Here is a 20851-nt window from a genome sequence, read left to right as displayed (position 1 = left end):
CGATGAATGATAAAATCATTCGTTTATTGCGAATCTTAACTCTCATTCAAGCCAAACCGGGGATTCTAGCTAGGGAATTAGCTGAAAAATGTGAGACTTCAGAACGGACGATATATCGTGACCTTGAAACCTTAAGCTTAATTGCACCCATTACCAACTTAGGTCATGGGAAAGGTTATCAGTTTATTGGCAATTTCTCTCTTTATCCTCTCAATTGGGATGAACAAGAAGCGCTATCTTTTTCGATGTTGCCTTCAATTCTAGAGTCTGTAAGATCTATGCTCCCTCAAGGCTTTGATACCGCTTATGAAAAGGTGATGGCCACATACAAAAAGGAGAAAAAACAAAATGACGATCTCTTGCAAAAAGTTACTGACATTATTCAGATGGGAACACCAGCGTATCGCGAAGATAAAACCAATTTTATGCTACCGATCATTCAAGCCATTTTAGCTAAGAAAACGATCAAGACGGTTTATCATACCCAAAGTCGTGATAAAACTTCTAAAAGAGAAATCGATCCTTACTATCTAGTACCACGAGAACAACGGTTTTATCTCATCGGTTATTGTCACTCGAAAAAAGATGTTCGAACCTTTCGCATCAGTCGTTTTCTTGATGTTCAAATTACAGACAAACCTTTTGATATGAAAGACTTCAACATTCAAAACTATCTAAAAAACACTTGGTCCATCGAACGAGGGGGAAAGAAAATTACGTTCAAAGTGAAATTCAGCCCCAATGTCGCTCGCTATGTAAAAGAAGAAGAGCTCTTTGTCACCCCGAAATTGACGGATCTTAACGACGGTCATCTCCTTTTTGAAGTCACGGTTAATCATGATCGGGAATTTCTCAATTGGTTGTATCAATATGGTCCTGAGGCAGAGATTCTTGAGCCAAAGGAATATCGCGGAAAAATGAGAGAGATGCTTAGAAAATGGACTCAATTATATGAAAGATAAATGAAAGAGAATTAATTATCGAAGCTGAAATCGAATTTGCGAGAGATTGGCTCGAATCTAGGTATGCGAGCTTAATTGATGAAGCGATTGATGAAGTGAAGAGCGACATCGATTCGAAGAAGACGTTTTCAAGAAAATGAAATAACAGAAATGTTTCAACTGTTAAATGAGATTCTGCGGGAAACACGAGAAGTAAAAGAACAAAATGAAAAAATAATGCGGATGTTGGGAGAACTTTCGTTCCCTGACAAATAAATGTCAAATTCCCCTAATATAATGACAGTAAAAAGGGCCCCCTACTATGAAATGTAGGGGATTTTTTCAAAGTGATCTTATACTCACAAATCGCCAATTGTAGCGTGGGGGGAATTGAGATGGATGTGAAACCGATTTATGTGACCGTTGTCGGTAGCAAATATTTTTTTGGACCAGAAGTATTCAAAGTAGGTCAAAAAGTGAAATTGATCAAAGATTATGACAATCCATATGATGATGAAGCGATAAAGGTTGTATTGGACCCCATAGGAACTGTCGGTTATGTGGCGAATAGTACTCATACCGTTGCCAAAGGAACCAGGAGCGCCGGGAGAATTTATGATACCTTTGAAGAATATTGTTATGGTAGAGTTATCTTTGTTGTAAAAGGCGATGTCATCGTAGAATTGTTAGGTGAAGAAGCAGCTACTTTGGGTAAAGAAATTTATTTTAGCTATAAGTTCCAATCATGGTAATTATCATCGAGGATAATTAAGCGACAAAAGAAAAAGGTGTGAATGGATATATGACAAACAAAGTTTTTGTTTATGGAACGTTGCGAGAAGGGGAAGTGAATCATGATCTTATTCAACTCTATGTAAAATCCGTGAAAAAAGCCACGATGAAAGGATGGATGGTGAATGTAGGGCATTACCCTGCGGTTGTTACAGGAAGTGGTATTGTCAAAGGTGAACTGATTGAATTAACAAATCCTGAAGAAGCCTTTAGAGTGATGGACGAATTAGAAGAATATTACGGCAAAAATTCCAAGTTAAACTACTACGAGCGGATAAAAACAACCGTAATCACGGATGAAGGGAAAAAAGAAGATTGTGAAGTCTATGTTTTTCCTGAACGAGAGAAAGAAGATTTAACAAGAAAATATCCACTAATCGTAAATGGTGATTGGAAACGAAGAAATCAAAAAACCCATATCCTTTATTTCGCATATGGTTCTTGTATGAGCAGAAATTCATTTAGAGAAGATGTCCCTGAATTTGAAGTTATTGGAAGAGCAGTACTCGAAAACTACCAAGTCGCCTTTACGAGATATTCCGACCAACGTAAAGGTGGAGTTGCTGATATCCTATACACACCTGGATCCGTAATGGAAGGAGTATTATACCTTGTTCCTACCGAATACTTAAAGAACCTTGATGCTAGAGAAGGAGCTACCGCTAAAAATCTTGCATACCAACGTATTACCGTTCATGTCAAAATAGATGGAATCGAACTTCCTGTCTATACGTATGAAGTGGTGAATAAGAGCGACAAGGAAATTGCCCCAAGTGATGAATATATGGGTCTTATTATAGACGGAAGCGACTTGTTAAGCGAGGAGTATCGGAAAGTTTTGATGGAGAAGATGGTTGATTTAAGAAAAGAATAAGGAATGTCCTTTTTCTGACGGTAATGTGTCAGGGTGGAGTAATATGGTGACAAATTTTAACATTATTTTTGCACATGAGGAGATTGAGATCTTAAAAAAGGCTATGACCATATTCAGTTTGTTTAATGAGAAAAGCAGGTATCCGTTCCAATACAAAGAAGGAACGTTATGAATTAAGAAATTGGGAAGCTATTGACTGTGCTTGTATTAACAGTTCAATAGCTTTTTATTTTGTTTACAGCACATTAATCCATTGACGATATAAAAACACCACTGTATTATCAAATACATATTTTGTTCTTATTATTTCTATAATCTTGACTAATTTAGTCAACTTTTCACTCTAAAGGTGGAAATTATCATGTTGAAAGTTTCATTATCTCGTCGATTGCATTGGTTAGGTATTTACTACAAACTAAGGGGTGGTCACAAATGAAATCAAACGTATCTGTTTCTAGTAATCCAGCTTCTATCCGGCTCATATATAACCGTTCAATTATCATTGCTACTATTTTGGTATCCATACTAGGGATTATCTATTTGTATCAAACAGTCTCTTTACGCCAAGCCTCTTTATATCTTGTTGGGATTCTTGCAGGAATCACTTTATATCATTCTCACTTTGGCTTTACTTCTGCATGGCGGAACTTTATCCTTGACCGTCGTGGCGAAGGAATTCGTGTACAAATGCTTCTGATGATGCTTGGAAGTCTTCTATTTTTACCATTGTTGATTCAAGGGTCATTTTTTGGGCAAAGTGTGAGCGGTTATGTAAGTCCAGTTGGAACCTCTCTTTTAGTTGGAGCATTTATTTTTGGTATTGGGATGCAATTAGGGGATGGATGTGCATCTGGAACCTTATACCACTTAGGTGGTGGTGATCTTCGTTCTTTGAACACATTAATTTTCTTTATCGTCGGTTCCGTACTTGGAGCTAAAGATTTTCAGTGGTGGATGGACACACCAAATATTGGTCCTGTTTCTTTTATTAACGATTTTGGCATTTGGCAAGGGGTAGTCATACAAATCATCTTAGCTGTCATTGTTGTTGGGATTTCCATTTATTTAGAACGTAAAAGACATGGTCAGTTATTGAAAAGTTATCAAAGACCTAACAATGGCTGGAAAGTAATTTACCAAGGCCCATGGTCATTAGTAGTAGGAGCTATTATTCTAACATTGGTTCAATTCGCCATATTTGTCCTTTCAGGAAAACCATGGGGGATTACTTCTGCCTTTGCCTTATGGGGTTCAAAAGTGGCTAGGTCACTTGGAGTTTCCGTTGAAAGTTGGGGATATTGGCAATCACCTGCTAGGGTTAATGCGTTGAATGGTAGTATCTTTTCTGATGTCGCATCTGTACTTGATATCGGGATCATATTAGGAGCTTTATTAGCTGGAGCGCTTGCTACACGATTTGCAAAACCGATTCAGTGGCAATTTCCACTTCGATCCATCATAGGTTCCTCTTTGGGAGGAATTTTAATGGGGTATGGAGCTCGAATTTCATTTGGATGCAATATCGGTGCTTATTTTAGTGGAATCATTTCCTTTAGCTTACATGGTTGGTTATGGTTTGCAGCGGCTTTTATTGGTTCAATTATCGGTGTTAAACTCAGACCATTGTTTGCTTATCAAAATTGTGTAAAATAATAAAGTTTCATTTTTAAACGATACTATTTGAGTTAGGAGCATTTTGTTATGGATTGATTATTTTCGGCGTTCTGATCTTTCTTGTATTGGTATTTCCACCATCCCTTGGGGCACCACCAGTAGAGGGGATTGAAGCAACAAAACCACCATGGATCTTTATGAGTATTTTAATGACAAAAGGAGCTTTACCCTCAATCATTTTTATGACTAATGGGAAAGCTCCGTTTTTCTACTCTACTCCTCATATTGGAATAAATCACTAGACAAATACCGTTCTCCTGTATCAGGTGCAATGCAAACGACTACTTCTTCAGGTGAGAAGCGTTTTGCTACCTGTATTGCAGCGAAACATGAAGCACCTGAAGATGGACCAACAAGAATTCCTTCCTCTCTTGCCAGGCGTCGAGTGGTTTCATACGCTTGTTCATCGGTGACTTGGATAATTTCATCGTAGACGTTTTGATTGAGAATCGGTGGGATAAACCCTGGGCTCGTACCTACGAGTTTGTGTTTTCCTGGTTGCCCACCAGATAGTACTGGGGAACCAGCTGGTTCTACCACATGCACGGTTAAATGAGGACAATATTTTTTTAATTCTTCCCCTGTTCCCGTAATCGTTCCCCCTGTTCCTGCTGTTGCAACAAAGGCTGCAAACGTTTTTCCGGTTTGCTCAACAGCCTCAATTATTTCAACTGCAGTGGTTGTTCGATGGGCGTCAGGATTTGCCGCGTTTTCAAATTGCATGGGAATAAAGCTATCAGGAATTTGTTTTGCTAGTTCCTGTGCCTTACGTATCGCTCCAGGCATTCTTTCTTCCCCAGGGGTTAATACAACCTCTGCCCCATATGCTTTTAATAAGTTGATGCGTTCGACCGTCATTGTATCAGGCATTACAAGAATCGCCCGATAACCACGGGCAGCTGCATTCATTGCTAAACCAATCCCTGTATTTCCACTAGTCGGTTCAATAATCGTGGATCCTTTTTTAAGCAATCCTTCTTTTTCTGCTTGAATGATCATATTGTAGGCTGCCCGATCTTTCACACTACGACTTGGATTAAACATTTCTAACTTTATGTAAACGTCCGCCCCTTTAGGATCTGCCAAACGGTTAATTTTTACAAGAGGAGTTTGGCCAATCAGTTCAGATATATTGTTTACTACTCGCATATCGATCACTCCTAGTCATTTCAATTTGTAATCTAATATACCACTTTCATCTTCATTTGTATTCAGTTGAATATGCTGTTAAACAAGGTATAAAGATTTATTTGTTTACTTTTGATTCATTAGAAGAAAACTATAGAAGTACATTTACGGAGTGTTCGTGAACAAAGTGCAATTTCCGCTACATGATACGCTAAACGTAATAAGATTCAAGGTTTTGATGATTTTGCAAATGCTTTTGAAGGAGTTTTGGGTTATGAGTGAGAAAATGAAATATACATTAAACCAATTATTTTTACAGCTGTTTTTATTAAAGGAAAAATATACAGAAGATCAATTCAGGGAATTACAACAAATCCTTGAGCAAGTGGACAAACGTTTTGAGCAAGTGGATAGGCGCTTTGAACAAATGAACAAGCAAATGAACCAACGCTTTGAGCAAGTAGATAAACAATTTGAACAAATGAAAAATCTTTTTGGCCAAAATGAACAAATGGTTACTCAATTGCTTCAAAAGGTAGAAGTAGATTTTGCTCATCAAAAAATTGCTAAAAATGAAATATCGATTGAAAAAATAAAAAGAATATTAGTTGGATAAAGGGGTAAAGTATAGATGAGTCAAACTATTAGAGATTACCAACTAAAAGTAGATAAAACGGTACGAGAATTGGGTGGTTATTGGCGACCACTTTCAGGATTGGCAAGAGTAATTGAAGAATTAGGCGAATTAAGTGAGCTTATAATGACATCAGAGAGTGATAGAGAAAAATTAGGTGGTGAGCTTGCAGATTTATTTGTCATTACCGCTTCTGTGGGAAATCAGTATTGTACGGATTTGGATGAAGAATTTTCATTAATGGGTTATCCAATTATAATAGATGAGGTTTATCAAGGTATTCAACCAGTGACCAGTAAAGAAGAAGGGTTAATGAAACTTGTAACAAGAGCGGGACAGATCGCTAGAATTCTCAACCATTACGAGGGAGATAAGAAAAAGAAACCAACTGAGAAGAAACGAAGATTGGGTGAAGAGATTGCGAAATTCAACATCGATTTGATTGCACTAGCAAATTTCAATAATATTCCACTTTTCACCTATGTTGACAAAATATTAGATCGTGATGTTGTACGTGATAAAAACCGTTTTGACATTACCCATGACCCAACCACAGAACCATCACTTGATCATTTTCGAAAATTAGCAAAAGGAACACCTTATGAATCGTTGAAGAAGGTATGGGGTTCCTATGAATGGGATGAAACGCTTTCATTAGAAAAGAACTTACAAAATACGCTTCCTACTTTCCAACGTTTTATAAAAGTAGGAGAAAATGAAGGACTTGAGGCGCTCGTCTTAGAAATTATAGGGGAGGAATATATTTACGATAAAGAAAAACGAAATAAAACGATTCAAAGGGTGTTGCAATTCTTTCATCGATATGATCCGTATCAAGGACAAGAACCAGATGTAAATGAACTAGGTCTACATGAGTTAACTTTTCGTTTTCATTATTACGGAATTGAGTTTGAATGGATTCCTATGGTACATGAGCAGTCATTATTTATCTTATTCATCCCCCTATATCACTAAGCATCAGCTCATTTCCTGCTGGTGCTTTTTCTTTTGGTCAAGGTCAATAAAATTTACGGGAATAGGTGGCCGGAGAATGCTATAATATTGTAGGTAATGTAAAATATATAGCACAGAAGGAGAACTGTTATGTTACAACATAGGAGTAGGGGTACAATGAGTAGTAAAGGAACGGGAGTTTTATATGGAATTCTGGCTTATACAGCTTGGGGGTTACTTCCTTTATATTGGAAATTATTAAAACAAATCTCAGCATATGAGATACTAGCCCATCGAATTATTTGGTCTTTTGTCTTTGTGTTAATGCTTGTTTACATAACGAAAAATTGGGATACGGTAAAAAGTTCCTTTTTCAATCGTAAAAGCATGATTCTTATTACCATGAATGCCTTCATTATCACATTAAATTGGGGTACATACATTTGGGCCGTCAATGCGGGTCATGTACTTGAAACCAGTTTAGGTTATTATATTAACCCCTTAGTCACAGTGTTGTTAGGTATGATCTTTTTAAAGGAAAAATTTAATCATGGTCAAAAAATGGCCTTAGGGTTAGCTTTTATCGGGGTCATGTTGATGACCACTCAATATGGGAAAACGCCATGGATCTCCTTAATCCTAGCCTTTAGTTTTGGTTTTTATGGTCTGATTAAAAAATTAGCTCATGTGGATTCAGTTACGGGTTTGACGCTAGAGACGGCGATTATTCTCCCTTTTGCCTTAGGATTTATTTTTTTCAAACAATGGAATGGAGTTGGTGCATTTGGAAATATATCATTTTTTACGACGATTCTTTTGTTATTATCAGGAGTTGCGACAGCAACACCCCTTTTATGGTTTGCTAAAAGCGCTGAAAAGATTGAATTATCGACTCTTGGTTTTCTACAATATATTTCACCAACCATTACTCTCCTTTTAGGAATCTTTATTTTTCATGAACAGTTCTCAAGAGCACATCTCATCGGTTTTGGCTTTATTTGGACGGCACTGATTATTTATACCCTTTCCACGACCACGCTAAAAAAATCCCAACCCTTTATTGTTAAATCAAAAGTATAGTTAGAGATAGAAGAGCCTTGCATAAGGTTCTTTTTTTAAAAGATAAGTAAGTATAAGATTTTGGGAGCAACAGCTCCCTTACAAAACATGAAATGGCTTGTATGTTCGAACGCTGCTCCTAACCTTACGGCTTTCTTTAAATGCTTATTAGGTTTGTATATTCCATTAGCAGCGACTTTTGGGAGTGTATACGGACAACGAAGTGCGTTGGAATATACAAACCTATTTTTAATTGAATTGTTTTGCCACTTCTTTCATGACATCGATAAAAGCTAAGGCAGCTTTGGAGAGATAGCGATCTTTTTTATAACCGATTACGAGAGTCCGAGTAGGTGGAGGGTTACCGAGGTGAAGATAAACAGGTGCCGCTTCTTGTAGGCGGTTAGATCTAGAGACCATTTTTGGCACGAAAGAGATACCCATTCCTGTAGAAACCAAAGATTGAATAGTCTCAATATTCATACTTTCAAAAATTACATTTGGCTGAAAGCCAAATTGCATACAAAGTTGTTCGGTAATTTGACGAAAGCCTTGCCCTTTCTTTAATAGGATAAATGATTCTTGATGAAAATCGGCTAAATTGACCTGTTTTTGATTTGCCAACGGGTGTGAAGGTGGAACAACTAATAGAATCTCTTCTTCTAAAAAAGGGATTCCTTCTACTCCAGGATGTTGAATTGGGAGAGATAATAGACTGATATCCGTCTGTCCTTTTGCTGTTATTGCCTCAAGGTTTGAAGTCGTTTCTTCAATTAATTTAACTTCAATACCCGGATATTGTTTTTGAAAAAGGGGTAAACTTAAGGGTAATAAATATGAGCCAGTAATTGGTAAACTGCCAATAATTAGTTGTCCCTTTTTCAAATTGGCCACATCCATCATCTCTTTTTTTAATTGTTCTACTTGATCCAGTATTTTTGCAGCTTGATCGATAAAACGTTTTCCAGCGTAGGTCAGTTCAATCTCCCCTGGTCTTCGTTCAAATAATTGAATCCCCACTTCTTGTTCCAATTTTTTAATCTGCTGACTTAACGATGGTTGGGCAATATGTAACTTCTCCGCCGCTTTGGAGAAGTTTTTTTCTTGAGAAAGAACCAACGCATATTCTAAGACTCTTAGTTCCATTGTCGACACCTCAATATAGGTAAAAACTATCGCATTTATAGATATTATATCTTAGACCTAATAATGTGAAAATGTTTAAAATAAAATAACAAATCCGGGAATTGGAAAGGAGATTTAATAATGAAACCACGAACAATGTTTGAAAAGATTTGGGATCGGCATATTGTTTATCAAGAGGACGGGAAGCCAAGCCTTTTATACATTGACTTACATCTTGTCCATGAAGTAACTTCCCCTCAAGCATTTGAGGGGTTGCGCTTAGCTGGTAGAAGAGTAAGAAGGCCAGACTTAACTTTTGCAACGATGGATCATAATGTTCCAACAAAGGACCGTTTTAACATCACCGACCCAATTGCCAAGCAACAAATGGATACGTTAACCAATAATTGTAAAGAATTCAATGTCCCTCTTGCCGATATGAATAGTCCTGATCAAGGAATCGTTCATATTATTGGACCAGAACTTGGGCTGACCCTTCCAGGAAAAACGATCGTTTGTGGAGATAGTCATACATCAACACATGGAGCCTTTGGGGCGCTAGCTTTTGGAATTGGTACAAGTGAAGTTGAACATGTTCTTGCGACCCAATGCCTCTGGCAGTCCAAACCCAAGACATTAGAGGTCCGAGTAAACGGAGAAATGCCTGAAGGCATAACGGCAAAAGATCTCATTCTTGCAATTATTGCAAAATATGGAACAGATTTTGCAACAGGTTATGTGATTGAATATACCGGAGAAGCGATTCGTCAAATGAGTATGGAGGAACGAATGACCGTTTGTAATATGTCGATTGAAGCAGGAGCGAGAGCGGGAATGATCGCTCCGGATGAGACTACCTTTCAATATTTAAAAGGTCGTCGTTATGCTCCAAAAGGAGAAGAGTGGGACAAAGCGGTAGAAGAGTGGAAACAACTAGTGACAGATCCAGGAGCGGTTTTTGATCGAGTTGTAGAAATCGATGCGAATGAGATTAAGCCCCAAGTAACTTGGGGAACGAGTCCAGGAATGGGGACCGATATTACGAAAACAGTTCCTGATCCTGCTGATTTTAAAACCGTAGATGAACAGAAAGCAGCTGAAGCAGCATTGAAATATATGGGGCTTGTCCCTGGAACATCAATGAATGAAGTGAAAATTGACAAAGTATTTATCGGTTCTTGTACCAATGGTCGATTAGAAGATCTACGTGCAGCAGCAAGAGTGGTTAAAGGGTATAAAGTGGCCCCGCATGTTCATGCTATTGTCGTCCCTGGATCACAAAGGGTAAAAAAACAAGCAGAAAAAGAGGGATTGGACAAAATTTTCATCGAGGCTGGGTTTGAATGGCGGGAACCTGGATGCAGTATGTGTTTAGCTATGAATCCCGATGTTTTAAAACCTTATGAACGCTGTGCTTCTACTTCAAATCGGAACTTTGAAGGACGCCAAGGAAGAGATGGGAGAACCCATTTAGTAAGTCCTGCTATGGCTGCTGCTGCAGCAATTAAAGGGCATTTTACCGATATTCGTAAATGGAAATATCAATAGGAGAGGAGAAGTGTTGATGAAGCCTTTTCATCGATTAACCAGTATCGTTGCGCCTCTTGATCGGGTGAATGTGGATACTGACGCCATTATTCCGAAACAGTTTTTGAAACGAATTGAACGTTCTGGGTTTGGACAATTTTTGTTTTATGAGTGGAGATTTGATCATCAAGGTAGACCCAATCCTGAGTTTGAATTAAACCAGAAGAGGTACCAAGGAGCTAACATTCTTGTTACAAGGGCGAATTTTGGTTGTGGTTCTTCAAGGGAACATGCGCCATGGGCATTACTTGACTATGGATTTCAAGTCATTATTGCACCTTCGTTTGCCGATATTTTTTATAACAACTGTTTTAAAAACGGCATTTTACCCATTCGCTTAACAGAAGAAGAAGTGGATCAGATTTTTCAACGTGTCAGAGAAAAAGAAGGATACCAATTGACGGTTGATCTTAAGGAACAAACGATTCAAGATGATGAAGGTTTACAATTCACCTTTGAAGTGGATCCTTATCGCAAATACTTACTACTTCATGGCCTTGATGATATTGGGATCACCCTTGAACATGAAGAAAAGATAAAAGCATATGAAGAAAATTTGCCATCATATTACAAGATTTCTTATTAGTAAAAGAATTTATTCATATTGCATTGTGAGGAGTGATTAAACTGAATACACTAGCTAGATTGAGTTCATTTGTAGGAAGAACGTTTGCTGTATGGGTGTTATTTTTTGCTGTCTTAGCTTACTTCTTTCCATCTTCATTTGTCTGGTTAGGGAAATACATCTATTGAAGTAGGTATGCAAAACTCCGGCTTAAGCGCTGCTCTTGCCGCAGCACATTTCTCACCTTTGTCTGCTGTACCTAGTGCCATTTTTAGCGTTTGGCATAATATCTCTGGTCCAATTGTTGCTACGATTTTTCGTCGAATGGGTAACTCGAATTCAGAGGAATATGATATAAAGGTTAATGATAAAAACGTAAAAGCTTAAAGCTTATATTTTTAGAGGGGAAACCCTCTTTTTTTTGCTTTTGGCTTGTATGTTTCTATAAGCATATCTTTTGGGCGTTAGAACATACAAGCTCATATTATCTTATTAAGGAAAAATTTTTAATTATTTTTTAAATTATTGACGGAGGAGGGAGTTTTAGACTAATATTTTATCATAACTTCTACAATTGTTATGAAAACTTACATGAAAAAGAAAATGTTTAAAACGTATTAGGGAGTGAATCAAGAATGGCAGATCATACGATGATTACAAACACATCAAAGCAACAAAAGCAAAAAGGGAAGTTAGGAATTATTCTTGGTGCAATTTTTATCATGGCAACATCTGCCATTGGGCCAGGTTTTTTAACACAGACGACAGTTTTTACGGAAAAATTTCTCGCGAATTTTGCCTTTGCGATTTTAGCTTCGATTATTATTGATATTGGTGCGCAAGTAAATATTTGGAGGATTATTGCTGTATCAAGAAAACGAGGACAAGATATTGCGAATATGGTCGTACCTGGTCTAGGTTATTTTATTGCTATCTTAATTGTATTTGGTGGTTTTGCATTTAATATAGGAAATGTTGGCGGAGCAGGTTTAGGTTTAAATGTGATTTTCGGTGTTTCGCCTACAACTGGTGCGATCATCTCTGCTATTTTAGCCATTATCGTCTTTAGTTTAAAAGAAGCTGGGAAAGCGATGGATTTGATTGCCCAAATTTTAGGTGGAATCATGATTATTTTGATTGGTTATGTTACGCTTATCTCAAATCCGCCTTATGGAGAAGTTATTATAAAAAGTGTATTCCCTGATGATTATAGTATCTTATTCTTACCGATGATTACTTTAATTGGGGGAACGGTTGGAGGGTATATCACATTTGCTGGTGGGCATCGTTTATTAGATGCAGGAATTACAGGAGAGGAAAATATTCCTTATGTAAATCGAGCTTCAATCCTTGGTATTCTTGTTACAGGTGTGATGCGTGTCCTTTTATTCCTTGCTGTATTAGGAGTTGTTGTAGCAAATCATAAATTGGATCCAGCCAATCCTGCTGCCGATGTATTTAAAATTGCATTAGGGGATTTGGGATATAAATTCTTTGGAATTGTTTTATGGTCTGCTGCGATTACTTCCGTTATTGGTGCAGCATATACCAGTGTTTCATTCTTACGTTCATTACATCCCTTCTTCGATAAATATAACAATTATATCATTATGGCCTTTATTCTTATCTCAACACTGATCTTTGCCCTCGTTGGAAAACCTGTTAAAACATTAGTATTGGCTGGTTCACTGAATGGATTGATTCTACCCTTAACCTTAGGATCGATTCTATTTGCTTCACGTAATAAAAAAATCGTGGGAGAAAATTATCAACATCCCACTTGGATGATTATTTTTGGCTTTGTTGCTGTAATCATTACTGCATATGCAGGATGGGTTTCTTTACAAGGAATTGCCGATCTTTGGAAGTAGCGTAAAGGCTGAGGGGGGATCAAAATGGTGGTCAATGGGGTAAGGGTATATCCCATGGGAGATAGCGCAATCACCTTAAAGTTCGGCGATGAGATTTCCCCGGAAATCAATGGAAAAGTCATTGCCTTTGCTCAATTTTTAGCCAAATATGTCGTTAAAGGAATAATCGAGTGGGTACCTACGTATACAGATGTCACGATTTACTATAATCCAGTTATTTTGTCTTATGAAAAAATCATAAGGCTTATACAAGAGTGGCTTAGTCAAGAATTGACTTATCACATAAAGAACTATCGTTTAATCTATCTTCCTGTTCTCTATGGTGGCAAATATGGGCCTGATTTAGATTATGTCGCTAATTACCATGGAATCGACCCGGAGGAGGTCATTCGCATTCACACTTCTGTTGATTATCGCGTTTATATGCTTGGATTTGCTCCAGGATTCCCTTATTTAGGAGGATTGCCAGAGATCTTACATACTCCTCGATTAGACAAGCCAAGGGTTCAGATTCCAGCTGGATCAGTAGGAATTGCAGGGAAACAAACTGGGGTTTATCCTTTATCAACTCCAGGGGGATGGCAAATTATCGGCCATACCCCTGTCCCTCTTTTTGATAAAAATCAAGAGCCCAATCCTATACTATTACGTGCAGGCGATTTTATCCGTTTTGTCTCCATTGATTTGGAACAATATGAACAAATCGAAAAAGAAATTAAGAACCAAACCTACCAAGTAAAAATCGAAAAAATAGAAGGGTGATTAAGATTGAGAATTGATATGAATAGCGATATGGGGGAGAGTTTTGGCCATTTTAAAGTGGGAAATGACAAAGAGTTGATGAAGTATATCACATCTGCCAACGTGGCTTGTGGCTTTCATGCTGGGGATCCAAAGACAATTCATCAGACAATTCAGTTTGCGAAAGAAATAGGAGTTGCAGTAGGGGCTCATCCAGGACTTTATGACATCCGTGGGTTTGGTCGTAAGGAAATGAAAGTAAGTCCTGAAGAAATCTATAATGATGTACTTTATCAATTAGGAGCGATTAAAGCTTTTACAGATTTGCATCAAGTTCCTTTGCAACATGTGAAACCCCATGGTGCTTTGTATAATATGGCTCACAAGGATTTTGAACTTTCCCAAGCGATTGTAAATGCCATCTATGACTTTGATAAGAATCTCATTGTATTTGGAATTGATGGAGGAGAATTGCTTCGTGCAGCCAATGAAAAGGGATTAAAGGTGGCTCGGGAATTTTTTGTAGATCGTACATATCAAGCAGATGGCTCTCTTACCCCAAGAATGAAACCAAATGCTTATGTTCAAGATCCTAATGAAGCTGCAGAAAGAGTGGTACGTCTTATCAAAGAAAAAAGAGTTCAAGCAACAGATGGTACTTGGGTTCCAATGGATGCAGATACATTATGTATTCATGGTGATGGCGAACATGCCCTGACTTTGGCTAAGGCTGTACATGATCGGTTAATAGCAGAGCAAATCGAACTCATCCCCATTGGCAAATCTATCGTGGAGTGAATGAGATGAATCATCCCATACTAGAAATTACTAAAGCAGGGTTACATACCTCGATTCAGGACCTTGGAAGGTATGGTTATCAACAATATGGTGTTATTGTAGGTGGAGCAATGGATACCTATGCATTACGCCTAGGGAACTATCTAGTAGGGAATCGCGAAGGTGAAGCGGCGATTGAAATGTTTTATGGAAATACCGCTTTTCGCGTATTATCTTCGTCCTATATTGCAATTACAGGTGCGAAAACGAGAGTATTGTTAAATGGCAAAACAGTTTCGATGTGGAGGGCATTCCCTGTAGAAAAAGGAGATTATTTAGAAATTGGTGTTCCTGAAGAAGGATATATTAATTATCTAACGATCCGAGGAGGAATTGATGGGGAAGTTTTTTTGAACAGCAAATCAACTTATCTTCGTGGACACTTTGGTGGTTATGGGCGTCTTTTAAAGAATCGAGATATCCTTTTAGGGAAAAGTAATGGCAATATTGAAAAGCTACTAAAGCGAAGTTTAGCAAAAGAATTGATTCCCACCTATTCAAATCATGTAACAGCACGTGTAGTCATCTCCCCACAAGTCAATTATTTTACCAAAGAAAGTATTCAAACATTCTTTTCAACTGTATATACCATTTCTAGACAATCGGATCGAATGGGATATCGTTTAGATGGGGAACCCCTTAAGTACCAAATAAATAAAAATCTCATCACAGACGCCATTCCTTTAGGAGCGATTCAAGTTCCAAACAATGGGTTACCAATTATTTTGTTAAGTGATCATCAAACTACTGGTGGTTATCCAAAAATCGGGGTCATCGCATCAGTGGATATTCCTCTTGTCGCCCAACTTCGCCCAGGACAAACCCTTTCTTTCAAACCTATATCTGTTCAAAAAAGTCAAAAATTATATAGAGAACAGGAGGAAAAATTATCCATCTTAAAATTAGTAAGCTAAATTTGGGTAAAAGCTCTAAGGCATTTGTCAATGACAAATGTCTTTTTTTTTATAGGATCACCAAATCTTTCAAGATGACAAGTCTTTTCATGTCATCTTTTCATCCCATTCTTTATACTTTTCTTTTATAGACGAGAGATTAGTAAGTGGAAAGATAGATGTTTTTCTTAGATTCTTTCATATTCTTTGCTCATAAAATGAGAAATAGAGAAAAAGAAAGGGAGGTGTATAAAAGTGGCATTTCTTGTTTCTCTTGACTATGGTCACGGTGGTTCAGATAGTGGAGCTATGGCGAATGGATTAGTGGAAAAAGTTCTAAATCGTAAAATTGGATATCAAGTTCGAGACTTACTCAAGTTCAACGGGATTCAAGTCGTTGAACTAGCTGGCGACGAAAATACCTATGTAAGTCTACAGGCACGATCAAATAAGGCTAATAAAAGTGGTGCCAATATAGTAGTAAGCATCCATAACAATGCCGGCGGTGGTGAAGGTGCAGAAATTATCCATTCGATCATCGGTGAAAAAGGAAAAGAATTAGCCGAAAAATTACGAGCCGAAATTTCCAAACATCAAGTTTTTCGTAGAATTTATACGCGAGTTGGACAAAATGGACGGGATTATTATCATATGATCCGCGAAACCAAAGCTCCAGCAGTGATTATAGAGTATGCATTCATCGATAATATCAACGATGTTCGACGTCTGAAAAATTCAGCTTTCATGGAACAAATGGCCAAAGACACGGCAAAAGGGATCTGTAATTATTTTGGAGTTCCTTACAAAGAGCCCCAACCAAGTCATAATGATGATGACCAAAATTCTGATCATAATGATCAATTGGATGGCATTGTTCATCGCATAATCATAGATGGTGTACAAGTTGGGGCTTATGATAATCCAGAATCGATTGCAGATCTAGTTGTGAAATATGTAAGCCAGAGGAAGAAAAACATTCTTATACAACGAGTTTAATTCGTTTTGATCTTCACAAAACTAAGGAGGAATGAATACCCCTTGGTTTTTTGTCGTTAAATCTTCAAAAATCCAAAGTCTTTTTTTATGATTTATCCTGTATAATATAAAATAAGAATTGTAAGAAAGAATGTGAAATTTATCTCAAACTTTATTAAGGAGTGATGAACATGTTATCAAATATTGGAGTTCCGGGATTGATCTTAATTTTAGTCATTGCTTTGATTATTTTTGGTCCGCAAAAGCTTCCTGAATTAGGAAGGGCTGCTGGGAGGACGTTGAAGGAATTCAAGAGTGCAACCAAAGACTTAATCGATGAAGAAGTAGAAACCAAAAAGAAAGAAGAAAAATAGTGCTATTCTTTGCTTCTTAGCAATTCGTTCTGGTTGGAAAGGGATTAGAGGTGACGTGGGTGTATGAGAGAGGAACTGCAGCGATTACTTAGTGAATCCATTTCAGTTGAACCAAAAATCTGTTTGAATTATCTTCGAAAAGATATTGGCTGCAGGCAATGTGTTGATTATTGTCCCACTCAAGCAATATCCTTTCAAACACAAATTCCTGTCATCCAACATTCAAAATGTATCAATTGCGGAGCATGTGTAAGTGCTTGTCCAGTATTAGCGATCGATCATGTGCAAAAACCTTATCAAGTCGTAAAAAAACAGATCGAAGAACATCCCCAAGCACAGATTACTTGTGAACGAATGGAGTCTTATCAAAAAGGGATCAAAATCCCTTGTTATCTCTATTTAGATTTGCCTCTGTTATTAAGTTATGGAAAAGGAAAAGAAGTGATAACGTTTACCATTGAACCATGTCAAAACTGTGAAAAAGCAGAATGGTATAATCCAAAAGAACATTTAAAAAAATTGCGAGAAGAATTGAAGTCATATTCTCTCTCTATACCATTAAGAATTCAACTAACAATGGATCCGTTAACTGATCCAAACGATGAAATTGTTGATGGGATTACAAGAAGGGAGCTATTGAAAAAACTCTCTATTAAAAATTTAAGAGAGGTATTCTTACCAAAAGAGGAGGAAGAGAAAGAAGAATCAAAAGTTGATCGATTAACCAAAAAAGAAAAAACCTTTTATAAGAGGAACTTATTTAATCAGATTGTTTTTCAACATAATAAAAAAAATGGATATGGAGAAACAACTCTGCCAGAGACAAAATTTCTGAAATTAGAAATCAATGATTCTTGTGTAGGCTGTAACATTTGTGAAACTCTTTGTCCAACTGAAGCTTTGTATTGGGAAAATGAAGAAAATGTAAGTCAACTCTTATTTACTGCAGAGCATTGTATAGCTTGTCAAAATTGCTTGTCTTGTCCAGAAAATAGTATTCAAATCAAACCCATAGCCTTAAATGAATACCTATCAGCAAAACCAAGTGTATTAAAAATGTTTGATCGAAAAATTTGCATAAAGTGCGGTGATGAATTTCGATCTAGAATAGATGGAGAAATCTGTCCAATTTGTAAAGTACAAAATGAGAAAGATCCCATGAGATTTTTTATATAAGGGGGAAGAACAATGGCAAACGAAGGATTGGAGCACAAGAAAGCCCTAGAAGAAATCTACCTTATACTAGCAGAATTCTTTAAATACCCAACGGAAGAATTCTATTATGAAGTAACAGAAGGATTGACCGATCAAAGATTAGCAGAATTGACTCAATTTGTTCGTTACCCCGTACCAAAGTTTTCCTTTAAAAATAGGTTCAATAGTTTTTATGATATGAAACAAGAGTTTATTCGTTGTTTTATGGGGGTAGAACGACCTTACGCCCCACCTGTTGAATCGGTATATAAAGTGTGGACAACCGATCCAACATTCTCTTTACCAATCGCAAACAGCAAGGGGTATTTTTTTGGAGATTCGGCATTGCATCTGAAATACTTGTACGAACAATTTCAACTTGAGATCCCAGAAGAGTTTAGCAACATGCCTGATCACCTTACTTTATTATTAGAATTCCTTGCTTTTTTAATTAAAGAGGGAACTGATGATCAAGTGAAACAGTTGCTCATGGATCATTTTGATTGGTTGAACGACTTTCGACTAAAACTTAGCAAGGTGAGGAATAGTGACTTTTACTTAAATGTTACTGATGTTTTGATTGATATTCTTGATTATGAAAACCAAATACGTGCTTCTGTCTGATGGGAAACTTGGGCTTGCACGTTCTATCATTTTAAAAAGTGCAAGTCTTTTTTTGTTCTTTATTTTTCATTTCTTTTTAACAATTCTTTGAATGTTTCTGAATTCTTCTCCTTTTTTTGTATAGATTTGGTACAATCAAGTGAACAGAGATTTCGGTGAATAAGTTTTAGGGGGGGGAAGAAAGGTGATTTTCCACATTGATAAAGAAGATCTCATCATTGACTCTGATAAAATTGAAGAAGTCATTCAACTAATTCAAAAGGAAAATCCTGGGTTTTGCCAGATTATTATGAAAGATATAGATGAAGAACAAATCAGAGAAGAAATCTATCAATATTTTTTTCGTTTCGAACTTCACTGTTTAGAGTCCTGTTATATGGATCCCATTCAACGTCATCGTTCTCAACAGGCTTTGCATGTTTTGAAAAATCTTTTTTCACCGCGTCATGAGTCGCTGACCCATTTTTCTGTATTGCAAACTCTTAGAAAATGTATAGAACATCGTTATTCCGATGTTAGCTTAAGTTTTGCTTATGAGATTCTTTTTCTCTTACGAGCATTAAAAGGTACAACAGGTTTAGAACAGCAGGAAGAAGAAAAACCAATAGCGACACATCCAGAGTGGAGCCGTCTGGATGAATTATCTCAAGAAGTCAAGGCTTGGATGAAACGATATCCAAGCGGCTTAGACTATAAAGTCATCAAACAGAGACGACGAAACCAAGAGATGATAAAAGCGAAATTTGGCATTACCGATAAAGAATGGAGAGATTGGAACTGGCAATGTTAACATGTGATCCGTGACTTGAAAGAGTTAGAGTCATTTACGAAACTTACTGAAAAAGAAAAAGAATCGATCCAGTTAGCCAATGAACATCAGATTCCTTTTGGTATAACACCCTATTATTTATCATTACTGGATCTAAGTGATTCTTCGACGAAAAATGATCATGCGATACGAAATCAGGCTTTTCCTCCACTTCATTATATTAAAAGGTTAATTCAAATCAAGAAACATCAAAATACAGAGTTGCTTACAAAAAGCAAACGTACACCAGAAGAGATCTCGATTCGCAGAGGCTATCCAATGATCGCTATTTTTAAGCCGATTTCTACCCATACCCAATATTGTTTATATGGGGAACGAAATTGGGAAATGAACGATGCACTTGGTAAGAAAAAACCTGTTCAAATGGAGAAGATCGAGCGAGCGGTTCGTTGGTTTAAACGACATACGGAAGTAACAGAAGTACTCATTGCAGGGGATATTGTGATTTTTGATGATGACATTATCGAAGAGATTCTTTCTCATTTAGCAGATATCCCTCATATTCAGCGAATTCGTGTTTCCACTCGGATTCCTGTCATTTTACCGAGTCGAATTACAGATTCATTGGTCCATCTTCTAAGTTCCTACCAAATTACAGGCAGAAGGGAAATTTCGCTGATGACTCATTTTGAACATGCTTCTGAGGTTACCTTAGAAGCGATGGAGGCTGTTCAAAAGTTAAGAAAAGCAGGGGTTCATGTCTATAACCAATCGATTTATACCATCGATAATGCGAGACGTTTTGAAATGGCTGCCTTACGAAAACAACTTCGACTTATTGGCGTCGATCCTTATTATTCTTTCAATGCTAAAAAAGATATCCCCCAGGAGCGGGTTCCCATCGCTAGAATGATTCAAGAGCAAAATGAAGAGTCGCGACTTGCTCCAGGTATTGACCGCGAAGATGAGGCGGTATTTAATATCCCGGGTATTGGCAAAAATTATTTAAGAGCATCACAAGAACATGAATTGATCATGATCCTTGCCGATGGTTCACGAGTCTATGAATTTTATCCTTCGGATGCTCATTTATTCCGTCAAAAAACGTTCTTGTACCGCGATGTACCCATTTATACTTTTTTAAAAGAATTAGAGAAAAGGGGAGAAAATATTAAAGATTACCAATCCATCTGGTACTATTATTAAAGATTATTTATAATTATTTCTATTGATTTTAAAA

General features: G+C 37.1%; 22 protein-coding genes and 1 pseudogene. 21 read left to right on the top strand and 2 right to left on the bottom strand.

What is annotated here, in order from left to right; all coding sequences use genetic code 11:
• Positions 1–2 precede the first annotated feature (2 nt).
• From ACMW72_RS01930 to ACMW72_RS01910, 5 genes are all read left to right on the top strand, one after another.
• Positions 3–962 (top strand): helix-turn-helix transcriptional regulator, encoded by a 960-nt coding sequence (locus ACMW72_RS01930; RefSeq protein ID WP_418367146.1) that lies wholly within the window; start codon positions 3–5, stop codon positions 960–962.
• A complete protein-coding gene (locus ACMW72_RS01925) occupies positions 959–1102 on the top strand; it encodes a DnaA N-terminal domain-containing protein (protein ID WP_418367380.1) in 144 nt (47 codons plus the stop codon). The genes ACMW72_RS01930 and ACMW72_RS01925 overlap by 4 nt, the downstream gene beginning before the upstream one ends.
• Positions 1103–1336: 234 nt before the next feature.
• On the top strand, positions 1337–1693 hold the full coding sequence (locus ACMW72_RS01920) for an HIRAN domain-containing protein (RefSeq protein ID WP_418367145.1): 357 nt from the start codon (positions 1337–1339) through the stop codon (positions 1691–1693).
• Positions 1694–1743: 50 nt separating this feature from the next.
• Positions 1744–2607: a gamma-glutamylcyclotransferase gene (locus ACMW72_RS01915; RefSeq protein WP_418367144.1), complete on the top strand. Its 864-nt coding sequence runs from the start codon at positions 1744–1746 to the stop codon at positions 2605–2607.
• A gap of 432 nt (positions 2608–3039) precedes the next feature.
• On the top strand, positions 3040–4260 hold the full coding sequence (locus ACMW72_RS01910; protein ID WP_418367143.1) for a YeeE/YedE family protein: 1221 nt from the start codon (positions 3040–3042) through the stop codon (positions 4258–4260).
• A 234-nt stretch (positions 4261–4494) separates the two neighbouring features.
• On the opposite strand, the gene cysK is transcribed toward ACMW72_RS01910, so the two are convergent.
• The gene (gene cysK, locus ACMW72_RS01905; RefSeq protein ID WP_418367142.1) at positions 4495–5430 is read right to left on the bottom strand and encodes a cysteine synthase A; all 936 of its coding nucleotides are present in this window, start codon (positions 5428–5430) and stop codon (positions 4495–4497) included.
• Positions 5431–5683: 253 nt separating this feature from the next.
• On the opposite strand from cysK, the gene ACMW72_RS01900 reads away from it, so the two are divergent.
• The 3 genes from ACMW72_RS01900 to rarD all read left to right on the top strand — a co-directional run bounded on the left by ACMW72_RS01900 (position 5684) and on the right by rarD (position 8077).
• Complete coding sequence (locus tag ACMW72_RS01900; RefSeq protein WP_418367141.1) at positions 5684–6025, top strand: hypothetical protein; 342 nt, start codon at positions 5684–5686, stop codon at positions 6023–6025.
• A gap of 15 nt (positions 6026–6040) precedes the next feature.
• Complete coding sequence (locus tag ACMW72_RS01895) at positions 6041–7018, top strand: hypothetical protein (protein ID WP_418367140.1); 978 nt, start codon at positions 6041–6043, stop codon at positions 7016–7018.
• Positions 7019–7174: 156 nt separating this feature from the next.
• Positions 7175–8077 carry an EamA family transporter RarD gene (gene rarD, locus ACMW72_RS01890; protein ID WP_418367139.1) on the top strand — a complete coding sequence of 301 codons (903 nt, stop codon included), beginning with the start codon at positions 7175–7177 and terminating at the stop codon, positions 8075–8077.
• 228 nt (positions 8078–8305) lie between these two features.
• Here the strand turns inward: rarD and ACMW72_RS01885 are convergent, their stop codons facing one another.
• Complete coding sequence (locus ACMW72_RS01885) at positions 8306–9202, bottom strand: LysR family transcriptional regulator (RefSeq protein ID WP_418367138.1); 897 nt, start codon at positions 9200–9202, stop codon at positions 8306–8308.
• 120 nt (positions 9203–9322) lie between these two features.
• On the opposite strand from ACMW72_RS01885, the gene leuC reads away from it, so the two are divergent.
• The 13 genes and pseudogenes from leuC (at position 9323) to ACMW72_RS01820 (ending at position 20817) form a co-directional block, all read left to right on the top strand.
• Entirely contained in the window at positions 9323–10729 is a 1407-nt protein-coding gene (gene leuC / locus ACMW72_RS01880; protein WP_418367137.1) for a 3-isopropylmalate dehydratase large subunit, read from the top strand.
• A 16-nt stretch (positions 10730–10745) separates the two neighbouring features.
• Positions 10746–11354: a 3-isopropylmalate dehydratase small subunit gene (gene leuD, locus ACMW72_RS01875; protein WP_418367136.1), complete on the top strand. Its 609-nt coding sequence runs from the start codon at positions 10746–10748 to the stop codon at positions 11352–11354.
• Positions 11355–11513: 159 nt separating this feature from the next.
• A pseudogene (locus tag ACMW72_RS01870) lies at positions 11514–11720 on the top strand (hypothetical protein); the annotation flags it as partial.
• A 248-nt stretch (positions 11721–11968) separates the two neighbouring features.
• A complete protein-coding gene (locus tag ACMW72_RS01865) occupies positions 11969–13204 on the top strand; it encodes an NRAMP family divalent metal transporter (protein WP_418367135.1) in 1236 nt (411 codons plus the stop codon).
• Between the two features lie 24 nt (positions 13205–13228).
• Positions 13229–13966, top strand: coding sequence for a 5-oxoprolinase subunit PxpB (pxpB, locus tag ACMW72_RS01860; protein WP_418367134.1), 738 nt, complete (start codon positions 13229–13231; stop codon positions 13964–13966).
• A gap of 18 nt (positions 13967–13984) precedes the next feature.
• A complete protein-coding gene (locus ACMW72_RS01855) occupies positions 13985–14743 on the top strand; it encodes a LamB/YcsF family protein (RefSeq protein ID WP_418367379.1) in 759 nt (252 codons plus the stop codon).
• A 5-nt stretch (positions 14744–14748) separates the two neighbouring features.
• On the top strand, positions 14749–15696 hold the full coding sequence (locus tag ACMW72_RS01850; RefSeq protein WP_418367133.1) for a biotin-dependent carboxyltransferase family protein: 948 nt from the start codon (positions 14749–14751) through the stop codon (positions 15694–15696).
• 234 nt (positions 15697–15930) lie between these two features.
• Positions 15931–16671 (top strand): N-acetylmuramoyl-L-alanine amidase family protein, encoded by a 741-nt coding sequence (locus tag ACMW72_RS01845; RefSeq protein ID WP_418367132.1) that lies wholly within the window; start codon positions 15931–15933, stop codon positions 16669–16671.
• Between the two features lie 170 nt (positions 16672–16841).
• Complete coding sequence (tatA, locus tag ACMW72_RS01840) at positions 16842–17024, top strand: twin-arginine translocase TatA/TatE family subunit (RefSeq protein WP_418367131.1); 183 nt, start codon at positions 16842–16844, stop codon at positions 17022–17024.
• Positions 17025–17087: 63 nt separating this feature from the next.
• Positions 17088–18200, top strand: a complete 1113-nt coding sequence (locus ACMW72_RS01835) for a 4Fe-4S dicluster domain-containing protein (RefSeq protein ID WP_418367130.1) — start codon at positions 17088–17090, stop codon at positions 18198–18200.
• A gap of 12 nt (positions 18201–18212) precedes the next feature.
• Positions 18213–18842, top strand: coding sequence for a TorD/DmsD family molecular chaperone (locus tag ACMW72_RS01830; RefSeq protein ID WP_418367129.1), 630 nt, complete (start codon positions 18213–18215; stop codon positions 18840–18842).
• Between the two features lie 184 nt (positions 18843–19026).
• On the top strand, positions 19027–19632 hold the full coding sequence (locus tag ACMW72_RS01825) for a hypothetical protein (RefSeq protein WP_418367128.1): 606 nt from the start codon (positions 19027–19029) through the stop codon (positions 19630–19632).
• 3 nt (positions 19633–19635) lie between these two features.
• Entirely contained in the window at positions 19636–20817 is a 1182-nt protein-coding gene (locus ACMW72_RS01820) for a KamA family radical SAM protein (protein ID WP_418367127.1), read from the top strand.
• Positions 20818–20851: the final 34 nt, after the last annotated feature.

This window comes from Tepidibacillus sp. LV47, from assembly GCF_048381575.1.
Taxonomy (GTDB): Bacteria; Bacillota; Bacilli; order Tepidibacillales; family Tepidibacillaceae; genus Tepidibacillus.
The sequence above is the reverse complement of the archived record's forward strand: the minus strand, read 5'-3'. Positions and strand labels throughout refer to the sequence as shown.

What these genes read in the sequence shown, in the direction of transcription:
- ACMW72_RS01930 (WP_418367146.1), top strand. Translation starts at nt 3, where the DNA reads ATGAATGATAAAATCATTCGTTTATTGCGAATCTTAACTCTCATTCAA.
- ACMW72_RS01920 (WP_418367145.1), top strand. Translation starts at nt 1,337, where the DNA reads ATGGATGTGAAACCGATTTATGTGACCGTTGTCGGTAGCAAATATTTT.
- ACMW72_RS01915 (WP_418367144.1), top strand. Translation starts at nt 1,744, where the DNA reads ATGACAAACAAAGTTTTTGTTTATGGAACGTTGCGAGAAGGGGAAGTG.
- ACMW72_RS01910 (WP_418367143.1), top strand. Translation starts at nt 3,040, where the DNA reads ATGAAATCAAACGTATCTGTTTCTAGTAATCCAGCTTCTATCCGGCTC.
- cysK (WP_418367142.1), bottom strand. Translation starts at nt 5,430, where the DNA reads ATGCGAGTAGTAAACAATATATCTGAACTGATTGGCCAAACTCCTCTT.
- ACMW72_RS01900 (WP_418367141.1), top strand. Translation starts at nt 5,684, where the DNA reads ATGAGTGAGAAAATGAAATATACATTAAACCAATTATTTTTACAGCTG.
- ACMW72_RS01895 (WP_418367140.1), top strand. Translation starts at nt 6,041, where the DNA reads ATGAGTCAAACTATTAGAGATTACCAACTAAAAGTAGATAAAACGGTA.
- rarD (WP_418367139.1), top strand. Translation starts at nt 7,175, where the DNA reads ATGAGTAGTAAAGGAACGGGAGTTTTATATGGAATTCTGGCTTATACA.
- ACMW72_RS01885 (WP_418367138.1), bottom strand. Translation starts at nt 9,202, where the DNA reads ATGGAACTAAGAGTCTTAGAATATGCGTTGGTTCTTTCTCAAGAAAAA.
- leuC (WP_418367137.1), top strand. Translation starts at nt 9,323, where the DNA reads ATGAAACCACGAACAATGTTTGAAAAGATTTGGGATCGGCATATTGTT.
- leuD (WP_418367136.1), top strand. Translation starts at nt 10,746, where the DNA reads ATGAAGCCTTTTCATCGATTAACCAGTATCGTTGCGCCTCTTGATCGG.
- ACMW72_RS01865 (WP_418367135.1), top strand. Translation starts at nt 11,969, where the DNA reads ATGGCAGATCATACGATGATTACAAACACATCAAAGCAACAAAAGCAA.
- pxpB (WP_418367134.1), top strand. Translation starts at nt 13,229, where the DNA reads ATGGTGGTCAATGGGGTAAGGGTATATCCCATGGGAGATAGCGCAATC.
- ACMW72_RS01855 (WP_418367379.1), top strand. Translation starts at nt 13,985, where the DNA reads ATGAATAGCGATATGGGGGAGAGTTTTGGCCATTTTAAAGTGGGAAAT.
- ACMW72_RS01850 (WP_418367133.1), top strand. Translation starts at nt 14,749, where the DNA reads ATGAATCATCCCATACTAGAAATTACTAAAGCAGGGTTACATACCTCG.
- tatA (WP_418367131.1), top strand. Translation starts at nt 16,842, where the DNA reads ATGTTATCAAATATTGGAGTTCCGGGATTGATCTTAATTTTAGTCATT.
- ACMW72_RS01835 (WP_418367130.1), top strand. Translation starts at nt 17,088, where the DNA reads ATGAGAGAGGAACTGCAGCGATTACTTAGTGAATCCATTTCAGTTGAA.
- ACMW72_RS01830 (WP_418367129.1), top strand. Translation starts at nt 18,213, where the DNA reads ATGGCAAACGAAGGATTGGAGCACAAGAAAGCCCTAGAAGAAATCTAC.